General features: G+C 75.0%; 20 protein-coding genes. 7 read left to right on the plus strand and 13 right to left on the minus strand.

Translation table 11 applies throughout. From position 1 onward, the window contains the following. Positions 1 to 144: 144 nt before the first annotated feature. The gene (locus MW084_RS09475; protein WP_010475398.1) at positions 145 to 426 is read right to left on the minus strand and encodes a hypothetical protein; all 282 of its coding nucleotides are present in this window, start codon (positions 424 to 426) and stop codon (positions 145 to 147) included. Positions 427 to 971: 545 nt separating this feature from the next. Between MW084_RS09475 and MW084_RS09480 the strand changes: the two genes are divergently transcribed. Together MW084_RS09480 and MW084_RS09485 are read left to right on the plus strand one after the other, a co-directional pair. Continuing rightward, positions 972 to 1,379 carry a hypothetical protein gene (locus MW084_RS09480; RefSeq protein ID WP_010475396.1) on the plus strand — a complete coding sequence of 136 codons (408 nt, stop codon included), beginning with the start codon at positions 972 to 974 and terminating at the stop codon, positions 1,377 to 1,379. Between the two features lie 275 nt (positions 1,380 to 1,654). Further along, positions 1,655 to 2,605 (plus strand): phosphotransferase family protein, encoded by a 951-nt coding sequence (locus MW084_RS09485; protein WP_029553877.1) that lies wholly within the window; start codon positions 1,655 to 1,657, stop codon positions 2,603 to 2,605. Here MW084_RS09485 and MW084_RS09490 read toward each other — a convergent pair. Both MW084_RS09490 and MW084_RS09495 read right to left on the minus strand, forming a co-directional pair. Next, entirely contained in the window at positions 2,596 to 3,327 is a 732-nt protein-coding gene (locus MW084_RS09490) for an alpha/beta fold hydrolase (protein ID WP_029553876.1), read from the minus strand. The two genes, MW084_RS09485 and MW084_RS09490, sit on opposite strands and share 10 nt — an antisense overlap. A gap of 67 nt (positions 3,328 to 3,394) precedes the next feature. Continuing rightward, positions 3,395 to 4,174, minus strand: coding sequence for an SDR family NAD(P)-dependent oxidoreductase (locus MW084_RS09495; RefSeq protein ID WP_010475390.1), 780 nt, complete (start codon positions 4,172 to 4,174; stop codon positions 3,395 to 3,397). 180 nt (positions 4,175 to 4,354) lie between these two features. Between MW084_RS09495 and MW084_RS09500 the strand changes: the two genes are divergently transcribed. Continuing rightward, a complete protein-coding gene (locus MW084_RS09500; protein ID WP_255115345.1) occupies positions 4,355 to 6,217 on the plus strand; it encodes a glycoside hydrolase family 3 protein in 1,863 nt (620 codons plus the stop codon). 165 nt (positions 6,218 to 6,382) lie between these two features. Here MW084_RS09500 and MW084_RS09505 read toward each other — a convergent pair whose 3' ends face one another. The 8 genes from MW084_RS09505 to MW084_RS09540 all read right to left on the minus strand — a co-directional run bounded on the left by MW084_RS09505 (position 6,383) and on the right by MW084_RS09540 (position 15,438). Continuing rightward, a complete protein-coding gene (locus MW084_RS09505) occupies positions 6,383 to 7,807 on the minus strand; it encodes a S28 family serine protease (RefSeq protein WP_010474648.1) in 1,425 nt (474 codons plus the stop codon). Positions 7,808 to 7,997: 190 nt separating this feature from the next. Further along, complete coding sequence (locus MW084_RS09510; protein WP_010474650.1) at positions 7,998 to 8,411, minus strand: hypothetical protein; 414 nt, start codon at positions 8,409 to 8,411, stop codon at positions 7,998 to 8,000. Positions 8,412 to 8,508: 97 nt separating this feature from the next. Next, the gene (locus MW084_RS09515) at positions 8,509 to 8,865 is read right to left on the minus strand and encodes a hypothetical protein (protein WP_010474652.1); all 357 of its coding nucleotides are present in this window, start codon (positions 8,863 to 8,865) and stop codon (positions 8,509 to 8,511) included. Between the two features lie 106 nt (positions 8,866 to 8,971). Further along, positions 8,972 to 9,322 carry a helix-turn-helix domain-containing protein gene (locus tag MW084_RS09520; protein WP_010474654.1) on the minus strand — a complete coding sequence of 117 codons (351 nt, stop codon included), beginning with the start codon at positions 9,320 to 9,322 and terminating at the stop codon, positions 8,972 to 8,974. A gap of 10 nt (positions 9,323 to 9,332) precedes the next feature. After that, a complete protein-coding gene (locus MW084_RS09525) occupies positions 9,333 to 9,692 on the minus strand; it encodes a type II toxin-antitoxin system RelE/ParE family toxin (protein ID WP_029553810.1) in 360 nt (119 codons plus the stop codon). Between the two features lie 354 nt (positions 9,693 to 10,046). Next, positions 10,047 to 10,805 (minus strand): SDR family NAD(P)-dependent oxidoreductase, encoded by a 759-nt coding sequence (locus MW084_RS09530; RefSeq protein WP_010474658.1) that lies wholly within the window; start codon positions 10,803 to 10,805, stop codon positions 10,047 to 10,049. Positions 10,806 to 10,960: 155 nt separating this feature from the next. After that, positions 10,961 to 11,545, minus strand: a complete 585-nt coding sequence (locus MW084_RS09535) for a TetR/AcrR family transcriptional regulator (RefSeq protein ID WP_010474660.1) — start codon at positions 11,543 to 11,545, stop codon at positions 10,961 to 10,963. Between the two features lie 149 nt (positions 11,546 to 11,694). After that, the gene (locus MW084_RS09540) at positions 11,695 to 15,438 is read right to left on the minus strand and encodes an ABC transporter ATP-binding protein (protein ID WP_010474662.1); all 3,744 of its coding nucleotides are present in this window, start codon (positions 15,436 to 15,438) and stop codon (positions 11,695 to 11,697) included. Positions 15,439 to 15,891: 453 nt separating this feature from the next. On the opposite strand from MW084_RS09540, the gene MW084_RS09545 reads away from it, so the two are divergent. From MW084_RS09545 to MW084_RS09555, 3 genes are all read left to right on the plus strand, one after another. After that, positions 15,892 to 16,497: a hypothetical protein gene (locus MW084_RS09545; RefSeq protein WP_010474664.1), complete on the plus strand. Its 606-nt coding sequence runs from the start codon at positions 15,892 to 15,894 to the stop codon at positions 16,495 to 16,497. A 231-nt stretch (positions 16,498 to 16,728) separates the two neighbouring features. Further along, positions 16,729 to 17,553, plus strand: coding sequence for a nucleotidyltransferase family protein (locus MW084_RS09550; protein WP_010474667.1), 825 nt, complete (start codon positions 16,729 to 16,731; stop codon positions 17,551 to 17,553). Positions 17,554 to 17,812: 259 nt separating this feature from the next. Next, positions 17,813 to 18,637: an endonuclease I family protein gene (locus tag MW084_RS09555; RefSeq protein ID WP_010474668.1), complete on the plus strand. Its 825-nt coding sequence runs from the start codon at positions 17,813 to 17,815 to the stop codon at positions 18,635 to 18,637. Positions 18,638 to 18,661: 24 nt separating this feature from the next. On the opposite strand, the gene MW084_RS09560 is transcribed toward MW084_RS09555, so the two are convergent. Both MW084_RS09560 and speB read right to left on the minus strand, forming a co-directional pair. After that, positions 18,662 to 20,401, minus strand: a complete 1,740-nt coding sequence (locus MW084_RS09560; protein ID WP_275563545.1) for a thiamine pyrophosphate-binding protein — start codon at positions 20,399 to 20,401, stop codon at positions 18,662 to 18,664. A gap of 719 nt (positions 20,402 to 21,120) precedes the next feature. After that, positions 21,121 to 22,098, minus strand: a complete 978-nt coding sequence (speB, locus tag MW084_RS09565) for an agmatinase (RefSeq protein ID WP_010472392.1) — start codon at positions 22,096 to 22,098, stop codon at positions 21,121 to 21,123. Between the two features lie 131 nt (positions 22,099 to 22,229). Here speB and MW084_RS09570 point away from each other — a divergent pair. After that, positions 22,230 to 22,842, plus strand: a 613-nt coding sequence (locus MW084_RS09570) for a PucR family transcriptional regulator ligand-binding domain-containing protein (protein ID WP_275563546.1), incomplete at its 3' end; no start/stop codon positions are given. Between the last annotated feature and the right edge of the window lie 98 nt (positions 22,843 to 22,940).

Genomic DNA, 22,940 nt, shown 5'->3' on the forward strand with positions numbered 1-22,940 from the left:
GCGGGTNCGNGGTCCGCGGTGGACGGTTCACGGCAGGTGCGGCGCCGCGGACCCCGGAAGGGCGGGGAGAACGGGGAGTGCGGGAGGGGCCGGGACGTCCGCGGGAGCGGGCTGCGGCTCCCGGCGGCGGGCGGCCCGCGCGCCCTACGCGGCGGTCAGGCCCAGCGACCGGAGGACCGGCGGGGGGACGTCCGCCCGCTCCACCTCGTCCACGACGCGGAGGATGTGGTCGGCGAGGACCACGTCGCGGGAGACCGGGGCAACGTCGTCGCCGATGCTCCGCAGACAGGCCGCGATCTTCGACCACGAGTAGAAGGCGGTCCCACCCGTCTCCACCTCGGGGGCCGGGAACCCGCCGTTCCCGCGCTGCCCGCGCGCCAACTGCACGAGCGACTGGCGGCTGCGCGTACACCGCTGCGCGTACACCGCTGCGCGGCCTCGCCCAGCGTCACGACGTCGTCGTGCCGGACACCGACCGCACGCAGACCCGGGACGAGCCTGATGTCACGCGCCACCCGCGCGACCGCCTCCAGCAGCGTGGGCGCCTCCACGTCGCACGCCGACTCCCGCAGCGCCGGGCCGTCCTGCCCGCGGTACGGATGACGGGCAGGGTCCTCGGGGCCCAGCACGTAGGACACCGAGCCGTCCGCGAAGGCGTCGCAGTGGTCGAAGGCGTCGGCCTGTTCCGGGGTCAGCGGCTGGTTGAGCCGAAGGACGAAGCTCCACTCGGGCACGGCGCGATCCTTCCGGTCGGCGGAGGCGGGTGCCGGCGAATATACGGGCGGCGCGCACCGCCCGTCCTCCGCGCGGCGGTGCGGAGCCGGGCGTCCGCGTCGCGGGGCGCCGGTCCATCCGGCCCGCGCCCGCGGGGGTGAGGCCCGGATTACCCCCTCGCGGGGTCCGGGGATAACTGGGCGGAACCCTCCCCCCCCACACACACCGCCTGCGCGCAGGCGGGAAAGGAGACCGCCGTGCATCAGCTGGCGGATCGCAACAAATACATCGGGCTGCTCTTCATGCAGATCGACCCCGCCTACTTCGAGCTGGGCAGGGAGAAGATCCACGAGGTCTCGGCCGCCCACGCGCGGGACCTGTCGAAGTGGGCCAAGCAGTTGACCCACGTCGTGACCTCGGGTCTCAACGGCAAGTACGACCAGATCACCCTCATCGAGGCCGACACCCTGGAGGAGATCCACGCCGCGGCGACCGACTTCCGCATGGGCGCCAAGGGCAGGTACATCTCGGTCAGCGACGTCATCGTGGGGGTCAAGGCGCCGCCGCGGGGCCTGGCCAACCGCTCCTCCGAGACCGGCGGGAACGCCGAGACCGGCGGGATCACCGGAACCGCCGGACCCGCCGGGACCGCCGGGACCGCCTGAGCCGGGCGGCGGGCGGCCCGCCGCCCGGCCGGTCGCCGCGGCCCGGCCCTTCCCCTCCGGCGCCCGCGGGCAGCACNGCTGNNTNNTCNNNANNTNTNNCTCCGGGCCGGGCCCGGTCCGCCCGCAGCCTCCCGACCGCCGGCCCTCCCGCCGAGGCGGTGTCACCGACCGGGCCCGGCCCGGAGCCGAAGCCGAAGCCGGCTCCAGTACCGGCGCCGGAAAGGTTGTACCGCGTCCGCGGATCGCCCCTCCGGACGGCGGGCTAGGGTGGTGCCATGGCTGCCGGGACGGGTCTTCCGGGTGCGACGCGCGCCTGGGTGGAGGAGCAACTCGCCGCAGGGGAGAGCGTGGTGGGCGTGCTGCCGCTGCGGGGCGGCTGGACCTCCGAGATGCGGCGCCTGGACGTCGAGGGGCCCGGCGGGCGGCGGTCGCTGGTGCTGCGGTCGTTCGTCGAGCCCTTCTACGTACGGCACGCGGAGGGGCTGCTGAACCGCGAGGCCGACGTGCTGCGGCTCCTGGCCCGTACGGACGTGCCCGCCGCCGAACCGGTCGCCGTGAACGCGACCGCCGCGCACTGCGCCCACCCGTCGCTGCTGATGTCCCTGCTGCCGGGGGCCGTACGGGTGGACGACGCGGGGGCACGGCGGCGCCGCGGGCTCCTGGCGGCCCGGCTGCTGGACGTGCACCGGGTGGCCGTGACGGCGCGGGAGCGGCCCCGGGCGTACCAGGCGTGGACCTCGCCCGAGCGGGTGCGGCCGCCCGCCGGTACCGAGCGCCCCGGACTGTGGCGGCGGGCCGTGGACGCCATCCGCCGCGAGGCGCCGGACCATCAGGGGTGTTTCCTGCACCGGGACTTCCACCCCGGCAACGTCCTCTTCGAGGGCGACGGCGACGCGACGCGGATCAGCGGCGTCGTCGACTGGGTGGAGACCTCCTGGGGGCCCGCCGACCTGGACGTGGCGCACTGCTCGACCGCCCTGGCGCTGCTGCACGGCGTACCGGCGGGCATGCGCTTCGCCGACCTGTACGCCGAGGCGGGCGGCACCCTGTCCCGGGACCCGGCGGACCACCTGTACTGGCGGCTGCTGGACGCGCTGGCGTACGCGCCGGACGGCGGGAAGGTCGGCACCCCCTGGCGGGAGCTGGGCCGCACCGACCTGACGCCCGCCGTGCTGGCCGGGCGGCTGGAGGCGTACGTACGGGCCCTGTTCGACCGCTACGGCTGAACGGCGCGGCGCGCCCGGCGGATGGGAGGGGTGCCCTCCCCCGCCCGCAGGAACGCCGAGACGGCCCCGGTGAACGCCTCCGGTGCCGCACGGTGGACGAGGTGCCCGACGGGGATGGTGACCATCCGCCCGCCGGGGATGCGGCGGGCCAGTTCGGCGACGCCCTCCTGGGGGACGTGGCTGCCCGGACCGCCGGCCACCACGAGGGTCTCGGCGGTGATCGCGCCGAGGCCCTCCAGCCACGCGGGGTCGGGCGTGTCGATCTGCCTCCTGACGGCCGGCACGACCTCCCAGTCGAAGGCGAGGTCGCCGTCCGGCCTGACCGGGGCGGTCGGCTTGCGGGGGCGCGGTGCCGAGACGTCCTCCAGGACGAGCCGTCCCACCCGCTCCGGCCGGTCCTGCGCGAGCAGATGGGCCACGACCCCGCCCATGGAGTGCCCGACCAGGTCCACCGGGCCGGGGCCGAGCACGTCCAGGAACCGGAGTACGTCGTCCCGCATGAGCTCCAGCGAGTAGGCGCCCGGCCGGTCGCTCCGGCCGTGGCCGCGCAGGTCGAGGGCGTGGACCCGCCGGTCGCGGGCGAGGGCGGGCGTCACCGCCTCCCAGTCGTCGGCGCCTTCGCCCAGCGCGTGCAGCAGGACGAGCGGCGGGGCGTCCGGCGGGCCCGACACCCGGTAGGACAACCGGATGCCTCCCACGTCGGCCCAGTGCTGATCAGCCATGTCCGGAGGGTACGCGCAAAGGCCGGGCCCGGCACCGGAGTCCGTCCGCGGTTCGGGGAAGGGCCGCTCAGTGCGCGTGGAAGCCGCCGTCGACGAACAGCGACTGGCCCGTGACGTACGCCGAGGCGCGGCTCGCGAGGAACACGGCCGCGCCCGCGAAGTCCCCGGGGACCCCGTTGCGGCCGGCGAGGGTCCGCTCCGCCAGGGCCTCGACCACGGCGGGGTCGGACCGCAGCCGCTCGTTGAGGGGGGTGGGGACGAAGCCGGGCACGAGGGTGTTGCAGGTGACCCCGTAGGGGGACCACGCCTCCGCCTGGGAGCGGGCCAGCGACTCCAGGGCGCCTTTGGACACCCCGTACGCGCCGCTCCGGGCGAACGCGCGGTGCGCCTGCTGGGAGGTGACGTGGATGATCCGGCCGAAGCCGCGCTCGGCCATGCCGGGCCCGAACCGCCGGCCCAGCAGGAACGGCGCGTCCAGGTTCACCGCCATCGTCGCGTCCCACACCTCCTCGTCGAGTTCGCCCATCGGCGGACGCAGGTTGATCCCGGCGCAGTTCACCAGGATGTCCGGCTCCCCGAACACGGCGGCGGCCCGCTCGGCCGCCTCCCGCACGCCGTCGCGGGTGGCGAGGTCGGCGGCGACCCGGGCGGCGCGGCAGCCGGCCCCCTCCAGTTCCTCCACGGTCGCGGCCAGTTCCGCCTCGCGCCGGGCGACGGCCACGACGCTCGCGCCCGCGCGGGCCAGGGCCCCGGCGACGGCCCGGCCGATGCCGGAGCTGCCGCCCGTGACCAGGGCGACGCGGCCGTCCAGCGAGAACAGTTCGGAGAGGTACGTCCGCGAGTCCATGCCGCCACCCTAGGCACCCGCTCCTCCCGGCGGGCGCCGTGTCCGGCACTCGGGTCGCCGGGGGGCGCCGGACGCGGGTCCGTCCTGCGTGCGTCCTTGACCCGGCGGGTGCTTTCGCCTACGTGTGACGCCTCGGACGTTTTCTCCGCTTCTCGTCACGTACGGCCGGAAGGAGCACCAGTGCACCACCGCGCCACCTCCCGACGCACCGTCCTCGCCGCCACCGCCACCGCCGCCGCGACCGCCGCCACCGGGGCCGCCGCCCCGCGGGCCGCCGCCGTCCCCGTCCCCGCGCCCGTCCCGGTGTCCGCCGCCGGGCACGACGCGGGCGGCGCCCGGGAGCGCGGGCTCCTGCGGCTCCTCTCCCGCATGAGCCTTGAGGAGAAGGTCGGCCAGCTGTTCGTCATGCGGGTGTACGGGCACTCCGCCACCCACCCCGACCAGGCCGACGTCGACGCCAACCTCCGCGAGATCGGCGTGCGCACCGCCGCCGAGCTGGTCGCCCGCTACCGCGTCGGCGGCATCATCTACTTCGCCTGGGCGCACAACACCCGCGACCCGCACCAGATCGCCGACCTGTCCAACGGCATCCAGCGCGCCGCCCTCGCCGGGCGGACCCCCGTGCCGGTGCTCGTCTCCACCGACCAGGAGCACGGCGCCGTGGCGCGGGTGGGCGAGCCCGCGACGCTGCTGCCCGGCGCGATGGCGCTCGGCGCGTCCGGTTCGCGGGACGCGGCCCGGCGCGCCGCGCACCTCTCCGGCACCGAACTGGCCGCGCTGGGCATCCGCCAGAACTACGCGCCCGTCGCGGACGTGAACGTCGACCCGGCCAACCCGGTCATCGGCGTGCGGTCCTTCGGCGCCGACCCGCGGGCCGTGGCCCGGCTGGTCGCCGCGCAGGTGAAGGGGTACCGGGGGACCGGGGTCGCCGCGACCGCCAAGCACTTCCCCGGCCACGGCGACACGACCGACGACAGCCACACCAAGCTGCCGTACATCCACCACACCCGCGAGGAGTGGGAGACGCTGGACGCGCCGCCGTTCCGGTCCGCGATCGCCGCGGGGATCGACGCGGTGATGACGGCCCACATCGTCGTGCCGTCCCTCGACCCGTCGGAGGACCCGGCGACCCTGTCGCGGCCCATCCTCACCGGCATCCTGCGGGAGCGGCTCGGCTACGACGGGGTGGTGGTGACCGACTCGCTCGCCATGGAGGGCGTCCGCACCAAGTACGGCGACGACCGGGTGCCGGTGCTGGCGCTGAAGGCGGGCTGCGACCAGCTGCTCAACCCGCCGGACCTGGACCTGGCCTGGAACGCCGTGCTGGACGCCGTGCGCGGCGGGGAAATCCCCGAGGACCGGCTGGACGAGTCGGTCCTGCGCGTCCTGCGGCTCAAGGCGCGGCTGGGCCTGCTGCGCGACCCGTACGTCACCCACGAGGGGGTGGACCGGGTCGTCGGCAGGCGGTCCCACCTGGACGCCGCCGACCGGATCGCCGAGGCGACGACGACGCTGCTGCTCAACGAGGGCGGGCTGCTGCCCCTCAACCGGCTCACCCACCGGGACCTGCTCGTCGTCGGCGCCGATCCGGCGTCGCCGTCCGGGACGACGGGCCCGCCGACCGCGACGCTCGCCGCGGCCCTCACCGAGCTGGGCTTCGCCGCGACCGCCCTGTCCACCGGGACCGCTCCGTCCGCCGCCCGGATCGAGCAGGCGGTCGCGGCGGCGGCCGGCCGGGACGCGGTCGTCGTCGCCACGTACAACGTGTCGGCGGCGAGCGCGCAGCGCACCCTCGTCGCGCGGCTCGCCGCGACGGGCGTCCCCGTCGTCACGGTCGCCGTCCGCAACCCGTACGACGTGGCGCACCTGACGGGGCACCGGGCGGCGCTCGCCGCGTACGGGTGGACCGACGTGGAGCTGCGGGCCGCCGCGCGGGTCGTCGCCGGGCGCGCCCGCCCGGAGGGCCGGCTCCCGGTGCCGGTGCGGCGCGCCGACGACCCGACGCGGGTGCTGTACCCGATCGGGTACGGCCTGTCGTACTGAGCCGCCGGTCGCGCCCGCCGGGCGGTCCCTTCCGGGCCGTCCCCGCCGGGAGTCCCTTCCGGGCCGTCCCTTCCGGGCGGTCCGCGGAACGCGCGACGGGGTGCGCGCCCGGCGTCCACCGGGTGCGCACCCCGTCGCTTCGTACGGGAGGTGCTGCGGGAGGTGCTACGGGAGGAACCGCGGCTTGCGCTCGATCTCCCGCTTGTCGAGGCGGGCGTCGTACCGGGCGAGCGGCGCGGCGCGGTCCGGGTCGGCCTGGACGGCGGCCGGGGCGACGCCCGTCCACTCCAGGAGCTTCGCCGTGGCCAGGTCGCGCTCCGCCTCCCTCAGGCCCGCGATGCTGGCGCCGTGGTTGGCGCCGGGCGCAGTGAGGACGTAGCTGTCCCTGGCGCCCCGGTCGACGCGGAACGGCTCGGAGCTCCACGGGTCGTGCTCGCCGTTGACGAACAGCATGCGCCGGGCGTTGTGGCGGACCCAGGTGTCGACGTCGCGCATCGCCCACGGCTTGAACCTGACCGGGATGTCGTCCGGCACGAAGGTGTGCGCGGGCTGGTAGCCGTAGCGGGTGAGGCCGGCGAGGTGGGGCATGCGCAGGCTCGGCGAGCCGAGCTCGGTGGCCGCCTGGTAGTAGTACGGGGTGTACGGCTCCAGGCCCTGGTCGGTGTAGAAGGACCAGCCGGCGTACGTGTCGATGGTCTCGTACACGACGTCGTCGGTGGCGGTGGCGGCGTCCGGGATGCCCGCGCAGTCCTCCTCGCCCCAGTACTGCCAGAAGCCCCAGACGAAGTCGAGGACGACCGCCTCGTACGCCTTGTCGATGCCGCCGACGGTGCGGAAGGTGGCGCCCTCCGCGGCGGCCCACTCCCGGTACTTCCTCTGCAGCGGCTCGCGGCGGACGAGGGCCTCGCGCTGGAGGGCGTTCAGCCGGTCGCGGCACTCCTGGGTGCCGACGGTCGTGAAGAACCGGTCGTAGGCGGAGTCCTCGCGGTCCACGACGTCGTTGGGCGCGACGTACGCGACGACGGCGTCCATGTCGCGCGGGTAGAACCGCTCGTAGTACGTGGCGGTCATGCCGCCCTTGGAGCCGCCGGTGGCGACCCACTTGCGGTCGTAGATCCCCTTCAGCGCCGTGAACAGCCGGTGCTGGTCGGAGGCCGCCTGCCAGATGTCCAGCTTGGACCAGTCGGCGGGCTGGGGGCGGGAGGGGGTGAAGAAACGGTACTCCAGGGAGACCTGGTTGCCGTCGACGATCCGGGTGGGCTCGGCGCGGCGGGGGTTGGTGTTGAGGCCGTACCCGCTGGTGAAGAAGACCGTGGGGCGGCTGGTGTCCTTGTGCAGCACGGTGAGGCGCTGCTGGAAGGTGCCCTTCGCGGGGCGCCGGTGGTCCACCGGCTGGGTGTACTCGAGGACGAAGAAACGGTAGCCGGGGTAGGGCGTCTCCTCGACGAGGGACATGCCGGGGATCGCGAGGAGGCGGTCCTCGATGTCCGGGGCGGCGCCGTCCCGGCCGGCGGCGCCGGCCGTTCCGGCCGTGCTCAGGGTGCCTATGAGCACCGCGAGCGACAGCAGCCATCTGAGCGTCGTGCGCATGCGCTGCCTTCCACTGGGTTCGTTGCGGTCGCGGTGAACCTAGCGGTGCGCGCGGGTGCGTGACCAGCCCTCGGACCGGCGGCGCGGCGAACCGGGGCCCGGCGGCGCGGCGGATGACGCTGCGTCGGCAGCCCGGCGGAGGTGCGTCGGCAGCCCGGCGGAGGTGGGTCGGCAGCCTGATGACGACGGGTCAGCAGAGGATCCAGCCGGTGGCGCCACCGCGCCCGGAGACCGAACCGGTGGCGCGGACGCACCGGTTGAGGGTGTGGACGGTCACCGCCCCGGCCCGGTGGGTGAACCGTCCGGTGTCGGTGACGGCCCGCCCCCCGCGCGACTGGAGGGTGACGGCCATGGGGCGGCGGGCGCCGGGGGCCTTGGCGACGGTGACGGCGCAGGCGTACTGGCGGTTCTTGTAGACCCGCAGTTCCCCGGTGGCGAACCGGACGGCCTTGGCGAGGCGCCCCGAGCAGCCCGCCGACCCGCCGGCGTGCACGGCGGCCGTGCCCGGTCCGGCGGTCGCGACGACCCCGGCGACGGCGACGGCGGCCACCCCGGCCGCGACCGCGATCCGGCCGCGCCGCGCTCCCGTACCCCACCCGAACACCAGCCGGCCCCCTCGCCCTCGTCCGCGTACGACCCGTACGACGCGGCGGGCCCCCGGAGGGTTGCCTTCCGGCCGGTCGGTCCGGGCCGGCGCCCGGTCAGGCGGCCCAGGTGAGCACCGGGAGCACGCTGACGCAGGAGAAGAGGACCTGCGCGGCCAGCGCGTACCTCCGCACGGTGGCGGCGCGCGCGCCCCGGTCGGGCGTGAACAGGACGACGCAGCAGGCAACGGCGACCGCGGTGAAACAGAACGGGAGCGTCCCGTCCGGCCATCCGTCGCCGCAGGTCCCCCCGTACACGAGGCACTGGCTGCCCCGCGTCCCGGAGAGCGGCACCAGCCAGGCCGCCAGCCACAGCGGGGGCAGCCCGATGCCGCAGAGGAGGGAGGTGACCCGCAGTGCGCGGGCGGAGAGAGGAGGGTGCGGGGACACGGGCCCGGTGCTGTTCACGCTCATGCCCCCATCCCATCGGGACCCGCCCACTCGGACATCGGTACGCATACTCAGCCGCGGCACCCGACCGGCCGGACGCCGGGCCCGCGGCGTCTCCACCCGACGGCGGCTATGCCGCCGCGCCGTCCTGACCGCTGCCGGCCGGCATGCGCAGGGTGCGGTCGCCGAAGTCCGCGACCAGTTCCAGCCTCCCGCCGAGTGCCTCCACATAGCGGGCGATGACGTCCAGGGTGGCGCCTTCGCCGTGTTCGATCTGGGAGACCCGGGCGACGCTGACCCCCATCCGGGCCGCCACGTCCCGCTGGGCCATCCCCGACTGCCTGCGCGCCTCGCCGAGTCGGCGGCCACGCGCCTCGGCGAGCAGCCGGCGGGACCCCGCTTCCACCTCGGCGGGCTCCACACCGGCCGCGTACAGCTCCTGTTCCAAGGTCTCCCAGTCCTGCGCGGCCTTCTTGGGCATGGCTACTCCTTCAGTCCTCGTCACCGACGTAATCGTGGTAGAGCCGCTCGGCCAGCGGAATGTTGTCGCGGTACCAGTGCTCCCAGTTTCCGGCCTTGTCACCGCCGAGGAGCAGCAGGGCCGAGCGGGTCGGATCGAAGGCGAAGACGATCCGGATTTCGGAGCGTCCGCCCGATCCCGGCCTCAGCTCCTTCAGACGATGCAGCTCCGAGCCCTTCAGCCGGTCCGCAAGAGGACGCCCCAGAGTCGGTCCCGCCTCACGCAGGGCGGCCACGGCCTGCGCGACCTGGGAGGCCGAGCCCAGACCCTCCTTGATCAGGGTCCTGAACCACTCCGCGTACTCCTTGGTGACCTTGATCGACCGGCTCAAGACGGCTCCCTTCGACACCGATACCGAGCTTAAGGATTTCCTTAAGCACCGGCAAATGCCGATTACGAACCGTCGCGGATGGAGCCCGCACGGTTCACCCATGACCGCCGCGACCGTCCGCGAGGAGGGCGACGAGGACGAGGGGGAACGGGGTGCGCTCGACCTTTCCGAGACTCCCGGTGCAGTCGTGGCCACCCCACCGGAATCCGCCTGCTCCGACATCGGTGCGACCACCCGGGCACGGCACTCGGCCGGCCGGACGCCGGGCCCCGCCGTGCGCCACCGCTCCTCCCGAAGGGTCCCCTCCCCCGGCGGACGCCCGACTCGGGGGGTGGCGCCCCGGGCCGGGAACCGTCAGGCCGACGCCCCGCTGTCGACGACCAGGTCGGTGCCGACGACCGCGCCGGCCGCGGGCGAGGCGAGGTAGAGCACCGCGGCCGCCACTTCCTCGGCCTCCGCGACCCGGCCGAGCGGGTTCTCCGTCTTCATCCGCTCGGCGCGGTCGGCCTCGGTCTCGCCGGGCCGCAGCGACATGGGGGCGGCGGAGGCGCCGGGGCTGACCGCGTTGATGCGGATGCCCTGGTGGATGTGGTCGAGGGCGGCGGCGCGGGTGAGCGCGGAGACCGCCGCCTTCGAGGTGATGTACGCGGCGGCATTCGGGATCCGCAGGTGTGCGCCCAGGTTGGAGGAGACGTTGACGATGGCGCCGCCGCCGTTCTCCCTCATGTGGGCGATCTCGTGCTTCATGGCCAGCCAGACGCCGGTGACGTTGGTCCGCAGCACCGCGTCCCAGTCCTCCTCGCTCACCTCGCCGACGGGCACGGTGGCGCGGAGTATCCCGGCGTTGTTGACCGCGATGTCCAGTCCGCCGAAGCGGGCGACGCTCTCGCGCACGAGGTTCCGGAGCCGGCCGGAGTCGGTGACGTCGGCGGTGACGGCGACGGCCGTGCCGCCGGCGGCCTCGACGAGGCCGACCGTCTCGTCCAGGGAGGCCGCGGTGCGTCCCGCGGCGACCACGGACGCGCCCTCGGCGGCGAAGGCGAGCGCGATCGCGCGGCCGAGGCCGGAGCCCGCGCCGGTGACGAGGGCCGTCCTGCCGGTGAAGCGGTTCATTTCGGTGGCTCCCTTGAAGTGGCGGGTTCCTCGGGCGCATCGGCACCGCACGGTGGCGACCCGTACGGCGTCCACGGCGGCCACACCCGCGAATAATTGACTGATCGGTTCATTATGCGGGCACACGACGGCCCGGTGGTTCCGGCGGGCGTGGTTCAGTCCAGCAGGGCCAGCGCCTGTTCGGCCGCGTCCCGCACCCGGGCCGGATCGCCCGACGCCTTGCCGACGACCCGTACGCCCTGCAGCAGGACGAGCAGCATGCGGGCCAGGGCGCGCGGATCGCGGCCCTCGGGAAGCTCGCCCTGGGCGCGGGCGCGCACGAGCGCGGAGTGCAGCGAGGTCTCGAAGCGCTCCCAGCCGATGTCGACCCGGCGGGCCGCCTCGGGGTCGTGCGGGGCCAGCTCGGCCGCGGTGTTGGTGACGAAGCAGCCCTTCGACCGCCCTTCCGGGGAGGTGGCCTCCGCGGCGAAGCGGCGCACCACCGCCCGCACCGCGGGCAGCGCGGGGCCCGGCTGGGACAGCTCGGCCAGGAGGAGCGGGTCGCGCGTCTCGGCGTACCGGTCCATGGCCCTCAGGTACAGCTCGCGCTTGCTGCCGAAGGTCGCGTAGAGGCTGGCGCGGCCGATGCCGAGGTGCTCGACGAGGTCCGCCATCGACGTCGCCTCGTACCCGCGCCGCCAGAACAGCTCGAGCGCCGACTGCAGCGCGGCGTCCGGATCGAATTCCTTGGTCCTGGCCACACCGGAGACCCTAACCCTATCGAGACCGAACGGTCAATAATCGTATGTCGCGGCCGACCGGTCGGGTCCGCGGGGGAACGGAAAGGCGGGCGCGGCGCCGTCGGCCCGGGGGTCGGGTCCGGGCGCCGCGCCCGGACCCGACCGCCCCCTCACCCCACGCGCTCGGGCTCCGGCTCACCCACGAAGGTGCGCCACAGGGCGGCGTACCGGCCGCCGCGGGCCAGCAGTTCCTCGTGGGTGCCGTCCTCGGCGACCCGGCCGCGGTCCATGACCACCACCCGGTCCGCGCGGGCGGCGGTGGTCAGGCGGTGGGCGACGACCAGGGTGGTGCGGCGGCCCGCGAGACGCTCGGCGGCGGCGTTGACCTGGGCTTCCGTCGCCAGGTCCAGGGCCGCCGTCGCCTCGTCGAGCAGCAGCACGTCCGGGTCGACCAGTTCGGCGCGGGCCAGGGCGATCAGCTGCCGCTGCCCGGCCGAGAGGTTGCGTCCGCGTTCGGCGACCTCGTGGAGGTACCCGCCGTCCAGGGTGGCGATCATGTCGTGCGCGCCGACCGCCCGCGCGGCGGCCTCCACCTCGGCGTCGGTGGCGCCGGGCCGCCCGTAGGCGATGGCGTCCCGCACGGTGCCGGGGAACAGGTACGCCTCCTGCGGGACGACGCCGAGGCGGTGCCGGTACGCGGTGAGGTCCAGCTCCCGCAGGTCGGTGCCGTCGGCGGTGACCCGGCCGGACGTCGGGTCGTAGAACCGCGCGACCAGCTTCACCAGCGTCGACTTGCCCGCGCCGGTCTCGCCGACGAACGCGACCGTCTGCCCGGCCGGGATGCGCAGGGAGACGCCGCTGAGGGCCGGCTCGTCGTCGCCGTACGCGAAGGACACGTCCTCGAAGGCGATCTCGCCCTTCAGCGACGGCACCGGGCGCGGGTCGGCGGCGGGCGGCGTGGAGGTCGGCTCGCGCAGCAGCTCCTGCATCCGGCCGAGCGACACGGACGCCTGCTGGTAGCCGTCGAAGACCTGCGACAGCTGCTGCACGGGGGCGAAGAACAGGTCGATGTAGAGCAGGTACGCGACGAGGGCGCCCGCGGTGAGGGTGCCCGCCTCGATGCGGCCCGCGCCGACGACCAGCACCGCCGCCGCGGCCAGCGACGACAGCAGCTGCACGAACGGGAAGTACACGGAGATCAGCCACTGGCCGCGCACCCGCGCCCGGCGGTACTCCAGGCTGCGCTCGGCGAACCGGGCGGCGCCCGACTTCTCGCGGCGGAACGCCTGCACGATCCGCAGCCCGGCGACGGACTCCTGGAGGTCGGCGTTGACGGCGCCGATCCGTTCGCGCGCCAGCTCGTACGCCCGGACGCTGGCGCGCCGGAAGAAGAACGTCCCGACGACCAGCACGGGCAGCGTCGCGAAGACGACGAGCGCCATCTGCACGTCGATGACGACGAGCGCGACCATGATCCCGAAGAAGGTCACCACGGAGACGAAGGCGGTGACCAGGCCGGTCTGGAGGAACGTCGACAGGGCGTCCACGTCGGTCGTCATCCGGGTCATGATCCGGCCGGTCAGCTCGCGCTCGTAGTAGTCCAGGCCGAGCCGCTGGAGCTGGGCGAAGAGCTTCAGGCGGAGCGCGTACAGCACCCGCTCACCGGTCCGGCCGGTCATGCGGACCTCGCCGACCTGGGCCGCCCACTGCGCGAGGACGGTGAGCAGCGCCAGTGCGGAGGCGGCCCACACCGCGCCGAGCGACAGCCGGGTGACGCCCTCGTCGATGCCGTGCCGGATCAGCACCGGCAGCAGCAGGCCCATCCCGGCGTCGACGGCGACGAGCAGCAGGCTGACCAGCAGCGGCGCCCCGAAGCCGCGCAGCAGGCGGCGCAGGCCGTACGACTGCTCGGGCCGCACGGCGCGCGCCTCGTCCACGTCGGGGGTGTCGGTCGCGGGCGGCAGCGCCTCCAGCCGGGCGAGCAGCTCGGGTGTGGCGCCGGGTGCGGAGGCCGGGCCGGGCGCGGCGGCCTCGCGGTCCCACAGGGCGGGGGTGATGCCGCGTTCGGCGTCGAACTCGGCGTCCAGCTCGTCCCGGACGGTGTGCTCGTCCTCGTCCGGGGTGCCGCCGGGGAGGGGGTGGCCGGGTGAGACGCCGCCCAGCTCGTCGGGGTCGGTGAGCAGCCGCCGGTACAGGGCGGAGCGCTCCTGGAGCTCGTCGTGGGTGCCGATGTCGGACAGGCGTCCGCCGTCGAGGACGGCGATGCGGTCGGCGAGGTTGAGGGTGGAGCGGCGGTGGGCGATCAGGAGCGTGGTCCGCCCTGCCATGACGGAGCGCAGCGCCTCGTGGATCTCGTGCTCGACGCGGGCGTCGACGGCGGAGGTGGCGTCGTCGAGGAGGAGCAGCCGGGGGTCGGTGAGGATGGCCCGGGCGAGGGCGATGCGCTGGCGCTGGCCGCCGGAGAGGGTGAGCCCGTGTTCGCCGACGGTCGTGTCGTAGCCGTCGGGCAGGTCGGTGACGAACCGGTGGGCCTGGGCGGCGCGGGCGGCGGCCTCGATCTCCTCGTCGGTGGCGTCGGGCCGCCCGTAGGCGATGTTGGCCCGGACCGTGTCGGAGAAGAGGAAGCTGTCCTCCGGTACGAGGCCGATGGCGGCGCGCAGCGACCGGAGGGTGAGGTCGCGCACGTCGTGGCCGCCGACGCGGACGGTGCCGCCGGTCGCGTCGTAGAACCGGGGCACCAGGAGCGAGACGGTGGACTTGCCGCTGCCGGACGCGCCGACGACGGCGACGGTCTCGCCGGGGCGGACGGTGAGGGAGAAGCCGTCGAGGACGGGGGGCCCGTCGTCGCCGTAGGAGAAGGAGACGTCGTCGAACTCGATGCCGGCGGGCGCGTCGGCGGGCAGGTCCCGGGTGCCGTCGCGCAGGGACGGCTCGGTGTCGATCAGCTCCAGGACGCGCTCGACGCCGGCGCGGGCCTGCTGGCCGACGGTGAGGACCATGGCGAGCATCCGGACGGGGCCGACGAGCTGGGCGAGGTAGGTGGAGAAGGCGACGAAGGTGCCGAGCGTGATCTCCCCCCGGGTGGCGAGCCAGCCGCCGAGCGCCAGCATGGCGACCTGGCCGAGGGCGGGCACGGCCTGGAGGGCGGGGGTGTAGCGGGCGTTCAGCCGGATGGTGCGCAGGCGGGCGGCGAACAGCTCCCGGCCCGCGGCGCGGAGCTTGCCGGTCTCCTGCTCCTCCTGGCCGAAGCCCTTGACGACGCGCACGCCCGTGACGGCCCCGTCGACGACTCCGGCGACGTGCCCGGCCTGCGCCTGGGCGTACCAGGTGGCGGGGTGGAGGCGGGTGCGGCTGCGTTTGGCGACGAACCACAGGGCGGGGGCGACGGCGAGGACGACGAGGGTGAGGGGCGGGGACAGCCAGACCATGACGCCGAGGCTGATGACGAACAGCAGGACGTTCCCGACGGTCATCGGGAGCATGAACAGCAGGCCCTGGATGAGCTGGAGGTCGCTGGTGGCCCGGCCGACGACCTGCCCGGTGGACAGCTCGTCCTGCCGTCTGCCGTCGAGGCGGGTGATCGTGGCGTGCATCTCGGTGCGCAGGTCGTGCTGGACGTCCAGGGCGAGGCGCCCGCCGTAGTAGCGGCGGACGTACGTCAGGGCGTACACCGCGACGGCGGTGGCGACGAACAGGCCGATCCACAGGGTGAGGGAGCCGGTGCCGGCCCCGATCACGTCGTCGATGACGATCTTGGTGATGAGCGGGACCAGCGCCATCAGCGCCATGCCGCCCAGCGACGAGCCGAGTGCGAGCACCACGTCCCGGCGGTGCCGCCAGGCGTAGCCCCACAGCCGGCGGGCCCACCCCCGCTCCGCGGTGTGCGCCTGTTGTTCCCCCGTCGCCGACTTCACGTCCCGACCTCCCGTTTCCGCTGCTCTGCCGGAAGGCCCAACAGGCCGGAGTCGTATTTTCATCCCCCGCGTGCGCCGGGAGGGGGAAGATCCTCCTTTCGGCCTAGGACCCGGTCCGGGGTTCACCGGGCGGTCTGCGGCACGGGCGGCCGGGGGCGCGGGCGGTCTGCGGCACGGGCGGTCTGCGGCACGGGCGACCGGCGACACGGGCGACCGGCGACACGGGCGACCGGCGACACGGGCGACCGGCGACACGGGCGGCCGGCGACGCGGGCGCCACCGGCCGCCCGCCGAAGTCCTCACCGGACCGGGCGCGCCCGCGCCGCGCGGCGGATCCGGCCGGGACGGCACCGTGGCGCGCCCGTCTGCGGTATGACATACGGGTACGTGCCGTCGCCGTACGGTGACGGCCAGGGGCGGCCCACGGCAGTGGCGTGGAGGAATGGGGCGGGGATGTCGGGACTGACGGTTCTCCTGTTCGGGGTCTGTGCCCTGCTGCTCCTCATGGCCTGCGTCAGTGCGGACCGCGTGCGCGCCCTGCGTGAGTCGTGGAACCCTTCGGCCCCGGACGTCCCTGACGCCGCCTTCACGGTCGCCCGCGTCGTCCTGGTCGCCGCGGCGCTCGGCGGTGTCGTCGTCGGTTTCCAGGGGCTGACCGTGGAGGACCGCATGGAGTGGAGCGCCGACGAGCTGACGAGCGCGGTCGAGGGCGCGACACGGGCCCTGGACGGCAGTTCTGCCTACGGCGACCCGGTGGTGGTCGACGAGTCGGCCGACTTCGACGCGTACGCCTCGACGATCGAGCAGGAAGTGGGCGAGCACGGCGGTGGAGACGCTCCGCAGTTCGGTGTGAACGCCGAGCTCGTCGGCCCCCCGGAGTCCGGCCGGGCCCACTACGAGGTCTCGGCCCGAGGGGCCGGAGCGGCCTTCTGCATGGCGGTCACCCGTACGCGGGTGGGACACGTCGAGACGGCGGCTCCCGGGCTTCGCGGTGACGCCGCGGCGGTGAAGCTGCCCGAGTACAGGTTCGAGGTGTCGAGCCGGGCGGGGTACTGCTGAGCGGGGGCGCGGAAGCAGCACGAGGAGGACCAGGGGGCCCGGCGCGAGTCCGTGCGGTGGCGCGAGCGCTTCGATCTGCTTCCGCCTGCCCGGCGGCCGAGCCCTCCCCTATGATCCCGGCCGTGGGCAACTTCTCCTGAGCGGGCCGCGACGGTCCACGGAAATCCGCCCGGCAGGTGCCGGGCTCCGTCAGCGTGCCCGCACGCTCACCTCAGGAGACACGACCACACCATGTCCGTTCACCCTGCCCGTTCCGCCCTGGACGACCGCATCGCGCGCCTGCGGCGACTCGCCCACGCCGACACCCGGTTGGAGGGCGTACTGCTCTACGGCTCGTGGACCGTGGGCGAAGCAGACGCCCACTCCGACATCGAGGCGTACCTCTACGTCCGGGACGACCTCCTCGCCGACTTCGACGGCCCCGGCTTCCTGGCGCGGCTCGCACCGCTCCGGCTCTCCTACACCAACATGTACGGCGTCCTCGCCGTCGTCTTCGACGATCTGATGCGCGGCGAGTTCCACCTCACCCCCGCCGGTCCCGGCATCGACGAAGTCCCCACCTGGCAAGGCATGGTGCACCTGCCCCGTCCCGACGACGCCGTCCTGCTCGACCGCACCGGCCGGCTCACCCGGGCCGCCCGGCGGTTGGCCGTCTTCCAGCCGCCCGAGCCGGTGGCCACCGCCCAGCGGCTCGTCGACGAGCTGACCAACTGGACGCTCATGCTCGCCCACCTGCCGGCCCGCGGCGAGATCGCCCACGCCCTGCTCCACACGGTCATCGCACCCCAGCAGCTCCAGCTCTGCCGCCTGTTGCGGGGCAGCACGGCCCACTGGCTCACCCCCAGCCGCGCGCTCGAACAGGACCTGCCCGACACCGACCGCCGTCGCTACGTCTCCACCACGGCCGCCGCCCGCGACCGGGAGGTGCGCACGGCGGCACGCAACAGCCGGCGCTGGAGCCGCGACCTGGCCGCCGAGGCCGCAGGCCGCTGGGTCGTCCACCTGCCGCACGAACTCCACGAACAGATCGGCAGCCGTCTGGACGACCCCCGCTGAGCGCATCCGGTCGGGGCCGTCGAAGGAGTCCGGTGGCCCCGGCCGGACGGCCCGGGATGCCGGGCCGGGACCGATCGGGATCACCTCCGGCGGGTGCGTCGGCGGGCGTGTCGGCACGTCCATGACAACGACACGGGACCGACCCGTTCCGTTCACGCCCCGGTGGCCGCGGGCGTGGCACTCTCCCCTTGCCGCGGCAGTCAACCCGCGTAGATCGCCGAAACGTTCCTCCGTGTGCCCGCCTCGGGAAAGGACTCCCATGCCGTCATCCCCGGCCGCCTCCGCACGCCGCTGGAGGCTCCCCGTCCTGGCCGTCGCCGCCCTGCTCGTCGGGGTGGCCGTACCGGGAGCCGCCGCCGCGCCGGCGCCCGCGACGGCCTCCGCCGCCGTCACCGCGTACGACGACACGTACTACGCGAGCGCCGTCGGCAAGACCGGCACCAGCCTCAAGAGCGCCCTGCACTCGATCATCCGCAACCAGACGAAGCTCTCGTACACGGCGGTCTGGGACGCTCTGAAGACCACCGACCAGGACCCGGCCAACAGCGCCAACGTCCGCCTGCTGTACAGCGGCACCTCCCGCAGCAAGACGCTCAACGGCGGCGACGTCGGCGACTGGAACCGCGAGCACGTCTGGGCCCAGTCCCACGGCGACTTCGGCACCTCCGCCGGGCCCGGCACCGACCTGCACCACCTGCGCCCCACCGACGTGCAGGTCAACAGCATCCGCGGCAACAAGGACTTCGACATGGGCGGCAGCGCGGTCAGCGGCGCGCCCGGCAGCTACACCGACTCCAACAGCTTCGAACCGCGCGCCGCCGACAAGGGCGACGTGGCCCGCATGATCCTCTACATGGCCGTCCGCTACGAGGGCACCGACGGCTGGCCGGACCTGGAGCCCAACGACGCCGTCACCAACGGCACCGTCCCGTTCCACGGCCGCCTGTCGGTGCTGAAGCAGTGGAACGTGCAGGACCCGCCGGACGCGTTCGAGCGCAACCGCAACGAGCTGATCTACAACAGGTACCAGCACAACCGGAACCCGTTCATCGACCACCCGGAGTGGGTCGAGTCCATCTGGTGACCCGGCACGCCGCCTGACGGCCCGTCAGTCCTCCGCGTGGGTCGGCGCGAACATGCGGAGGACCGCCGGGAGCACCACCACCGACGGGCCGGGCGCCGCCAGGGCCTCCCGCAGGTCGTCCTCCAGCTCCTCCGGCGTGGTCCGCTTCGCCGGCACGCCGAACGACTCGGCCAGGGCCGTGAAGTCGGGGCGCGCCAGCTCCGTGCCGGTGGCCCGGCCGAAGGTGTCCGTCATGTACTCGCGCAGGATGCCGTAGCCGCCGTCGTCGACGATCAGCCAGGTCACCGGCAGGTCGTGCTGGCGGGCCGTGGCCAGTTCGGCGATCGAGTACAGGGCGCCGCCGTCGCCGGAGACCGCCAGGACCGGGCGGCTCCGGTCGGCCACGGCGGCGCCGAGCGCGGCCGGGTAGGCGTAGCCGAGGCCGCCCGCGCCCTGCGCGGAGTGCATCGCGCCCGGGCGGCGGGCGTCGAACGCCGACCACGCCCAGTACCCGAGGATCGTCATGTCCCAGAAGGACGGCGCGGCGTCCGGCAGCGCGCCGCGCACGGAGGCCAGCAGCCGCCGCTCCAGGGTGAGGTCCTGCGCGTCGAGGCGCTCGCCGACGGCCGCCAGGACCTTCCGCACGCGGTCGGGCGCGGCCGGGTCCCGGCGCTCCCCCACCGTCTCCAGCAGCGCCGACAGGGCCAGGCGGGCGTCCGCGTGGATGCCGAGCGCCGGGTGGTTGGACTCCAGCTTCCCCAGGTCCGCCTCGATCTGCACGACCCGGCCGCGCGGCCGGAACGTGTGGTAGTTCGACGACAGCTCGCCCAGCCCGGAGCCGACGACCAGCAGGACGTCCGCGTCCTCGAGGAAGTCGGTGGTGTGCCGGTCCTCCAACCACGACTGGAGCGACAGCGGGTGCTCCCACGGGAAGGCGCCCTTGCCGCCGAAGGTCGTCACGACCGGCGCGGACAGCCGCTCGGCGAGGGCCAGCAGCTTGCCGGAGGCGTCGGAGCGCACCACTCCGCCGCCCGCGACGATCGCCGGGCGCTCGGCCCGCGACAGCCAGTGCGCCGCGAGCGCGGTCAGCTCCGGCCGGGGGGCGAGTTCGCGCGGGAACGCCTCCGGCGCCGTCACCACGGGCAGCTCCGTCGGGGCCGACAGCACGTCCGCGGGGATCTCCACCCACACCGGCCCGTGCGGGACGGTGAGCGCCGACTCCCAGGCCGCCGCGACGGCGGAGGGGATCTGGGACGCGGTGCGCACCGGGTGCACCGACTTCACGACGTCGCGGAAGGACGCCTGCTGGTCGCGGAGTTCGTGCAGGTAGCCGTGGCGTCCGCCGCCCAGGCCGCGGCGGGGGACCTGGGCGCCGATCGCGACGACGGGCGCCGAGGCCGCGGCGGCCTCCTGCAGGGCCGGCAGGGCGGTCAGCGCGCCGGGTCCGGCGGACAGCAGCAGCGGCGCGGCCTCGCCGGTGACCCGACCGTAGGCGTCGGCGGCGAAGCCCGCGTTGTTCTCCACGCGCAGGCCCACGTACTCCAGGTCCGAGCGGCCCAGCGCGTCGAACAGGCCGAGCGCGTGCTGTCCGGGCAGTCCGAACACGGTCGTGGCGCCGAGGCCGCGCAGGGTCTCGACGACGAGGTCGCCGCCCGTCCGCCCGGGCGTCACGCGGCGCGAAGCGCCTCCTTGAGGGGCGGTGGCCGGGCGACGGGCGGGAGGGTTCAGGGCGGCCTCCGTCCGCGCGGCGGTGGGGCGCGGGACGGGGTCGTGGTCGTGGGTCATGGGGGCGGACCTCCGTGGGCGGTGCGGCGGTACGGCGGCCGCGCGGTGCGGCGGTACGGCGGCCGCGCGGTGCGGCGGTANGGCGGCCGCGCGGTGCGGCGGTACGGCGGCCGCGCGGTGCGGCGGTACGGCGGCCGCGCGGTGCGGCGGTACGGCGGCCGCGTGGTGCGGCGGCCGCGCGGTGCGGCGGCCGCGCGGTGCGGCCCGGCTCCTCGGGAACGGCCCCGTACGGGGCGGGGCCGTCTTGTACCGGGGGTCCCGTACGGGCGGGACGGTCCCGTACGGACGAGGCGGTCCCCTGCGGGTTGGGCGGTCCCGTACGGACGAGGCGGTCCCCTGCGGGTTGGGCGGTCCCCTGCGGGTTGGGCGGTCCCCTACGGGTTGGGCCGTCCCCTACGGGTTGGGCCGTCCCCTACGGGAGGCAGTGATCCCTACGGGGAGCCCGCACCCGTAAGGGAAGCCCGTACCCCTACGAGGAGCCCGTACCCGTACGGGACGCGAGACCGGGTGGGGTCGCGGCCCCGTACGGGACGGCGCGACACCGTACGGGACGGCGGCCCCGTACAAGACGGCGCGACACCGTACGGGAGGGCTCGGCTCCTCCCCGCGACGGCCACCCGTCCCGTACGGGCACGGCCGCCCGGCCCCGTGCGGGAGGGGTCGGCGTCAGTCGCCGGGCTTCCGCCCCCGCGGCCGGGCGGCCGGGCGGCCGGGCGGGATCACGCCCCGGTGGAGCGGGCCGCCGCGATCTGCCGGGACATGATCGTCGTCAGCTCGTACGCCGTGTGGGAGGCGGCGACCGAGGTGATCTCGGCGTGGTCGTACGCCGGGGCGACCTCGACCACGTCGGCGGAGACCAGGTTGCAGGAGGCCAGGCCGCGCAGGATCTCCAGCAGTTCGCGGGAGGTCATGCCGCCCGCCTCGGGCGTACCGGTGCCGGGGGCGTGGGCCGGGTCGAGGCAGTCGATGTCGATGGAGATGTACAGCGGGCGGTCGCCGATGCGCTGGCGGAGCTGGTCGGCGACCTCGTCGGCGCCGCGGCGGTAGACGTCGGCGGAGGTGACGATGCCGAAGCCCATCTTCTCGTCGTCCGTCAGGTCCTGCTTGCCGTAGAGCGGGCCGCGGATGCCGACGTGGGAGAGCGCCTCGGTGTCGAGGATGCCCTCCTCGACGGCGCGGCGGAACGGCGTGCCGTGCGTGTACTCGGCGCCGAAGTACGTGTCCCACGTGTCGAGGTGGGCGTCGAAGTGGAGCAGGGCGACCGGGCCGTGCTTCTTCGCGACAGAGCGGAGCAGCGGCAGGGCGATCGTGTGGTCGCCGCCCAGCGTCATCAGGCGGGCGCCGGTGCCCAGGAGGTCGTCCGCGGCGGCCTCGACCGTCTCGACGGCCTCGTTGATGTTGAACGGGTTGACGGCGATGTCGCCGCCGTCCGCGACCTGCGCCAGGGCGAACGGCGAGGCGTCCTGCGCCGGGTTGTACGGGCGCAGGAGGCGGGACGCCTCCCGGATCGCGTTGCCGCCGAAGCGGGCGCCGGGCCGGTAGGAGACGCCCGAGTCGAAGGGGACGCCGATCACGGCGACGTCGGCCGTGCCGACCTCGTCGAGGCGCGGCAGCCGGGCGAACGTCGCCGGGCCGGCGTAGCGCGGGACGCGGGAGGAGTCGACGGGGCCGCGGGGCGTGCCGCTGGTGCTGCTCATGGGGGTGCCTTCTTTCCTGCGTTCGCGCCGTACGTCACACGGCGCCCATGGATACGACGGTACGGGCGCCTCCGGAACCGCAGAAGTGTACATTTCCTCCATTCGCCGATCCTGGAGTGGAGGAAACGTCCATGGCCGAGCCGCTGGTGCCGTTCGCCCCGCCGGTGCGGCTGGCCGCGCTGCTGGCCCGGCGGGAGCTGGGGCTGCGGCTGGTCGCCGGCGACCCGGACACGGAACTGCACTGGGTGCACACCTCCGAGATGGCCGACCCCTTTCCGTACCTGCTGGGCGGGGAGCTGCTGCTCACGGCGGGCGTGCAGCTCGCCGACCCGGAGCGGTTCGCGGCCAGGGCCGCCGAGGCGGGCGCGGCGGCCCTGGGCTTCGGGGTGACACCGGTGTACGACACGGTGCCCGGGGCGCTGGCCGCGGCGTGCGCGCGGCACGGGCTGCCGCTGGTGGAGGTGGAGCCGGGCACGACGTTCGCGGCGGTCGCCCGGGCGGTATGGCGGCTGATGGCGGACGCGCGCCTGCACGAGCTGCGGCGGGTGACGGACGCGCAGCGGGCGCTCGCCACGGCCGCCGCCCGCCCCGGCCCCGTGCCGGCGGTGCTGAGGGTGCTGGCCGCGCGGCTGGACGGGCGGGCCGCGCTGTACGCGCCGGACGGCGCCGAGTACGCGGCGGCCGGGCGGGCGCTGACCCCGCGGGAGGCGGCGGCGCTGGACCGGCTGGTCGCGGTGGTCGCCCNGGGAGGGGCGGCGCCCGTCGTCGGCGACGGACACGGTGGCGGACGCGGCGGACGCGGCGGGCGCCGCCCCTCCCGGGACGGAAGCGGCGTTAACGCT

The sequence above is a fragment of the Streptomyces sudanensis genome (genome assembly GCF_023614315.1).
GTDB lineage: Bacteria > Actinomycetota > Actinomycetes > Streptomycetales > Streptomycetaceae > Streptomyces > Streptomyces sudanensis.

Coding starts and splice junctions, on each gene's coding strand:
- MW084_RS09550 (WP_010474667.1), top strand. CDS start 16,729: ATGTCCGTTCACCCTGCCCGTTCCGCCCTGGACGACCGCATCGCGCGC.
- MW084_RS09515 (WP_010474652.1), bottom strand. CDS start 8,865: ATGAGCGTGAACAGCACCGGGCCCGTGTCCCCGCACCCTCCTCTCTCC.
- MW084_RS09545 (WP_010474664.1), top strand. CDS start 15,892: ATGTCGGGACTGACGGTTCTCCTGTTCGGGGTCTGTGCCCTGCTGCTC.
- MW084_RS09555 (WP_010474668.1), top strand. CDS start 17,813: ATGCCGTCATCCCCGGCCGCCTCCGCACGCCGCTGGAGGCTCCCCGTC.
- MW084_RS09560 (WP_275563545.1), bottom strand. CDS start 20,401: ATGACCCACGACCACGACCCCGTCCCGCGCCCCACCGCCGCGCGGACG.
- MW084_RS09520 (WP_010474654.1), bottom strand. CDS start 9,322: ATGCCCAAGAAGGCCGCGCAGGACTGGGAGACCTTGGAACAGGAGCTG.
- speB (WP_010472392.1), bottom strand. CDS start 22,098: ATGAGCAGCACCAGCGGCACGCCCCGCGGCCCCGTCGACTCCTCCCGC.
- MW084_RS09530 (WP_010474658.1), bottom strand. CDS start 10,805: ATGAACCGCTTCACCGGCAGGACGGCCCTCGTCACCGGCGCGGGCTCC.
- MW084_RS09485 (WP_029553877.1), top strand. CDS start 1,655: ATGGCTGCCGGGACGGGTCTTCCGGGTGCGACGCGCGCCTGGGTGGAG.
- MW084_RS09490 (WP_029553876.1), bottom strand. CDS start 3,327: ATGGCTGATCAGCACTGGGCCGACGTGGGAGGCATCCGGTTGTCCTAC.
- MW084_RS09505 (WP_010474648.1), bottom strand. CDS start 7,807: ATGCGCACGACGCTCAGATGGCTGCTGTCGCTCGCGGTGCTCATAGGC.
- MW084_RS09495 (WP_010475390.1), bottom strand. CDS start 4,174: ATGGACTCGCGGACGTACCTCTCCGAACTGTTCTCGCTGGACGGCCGC.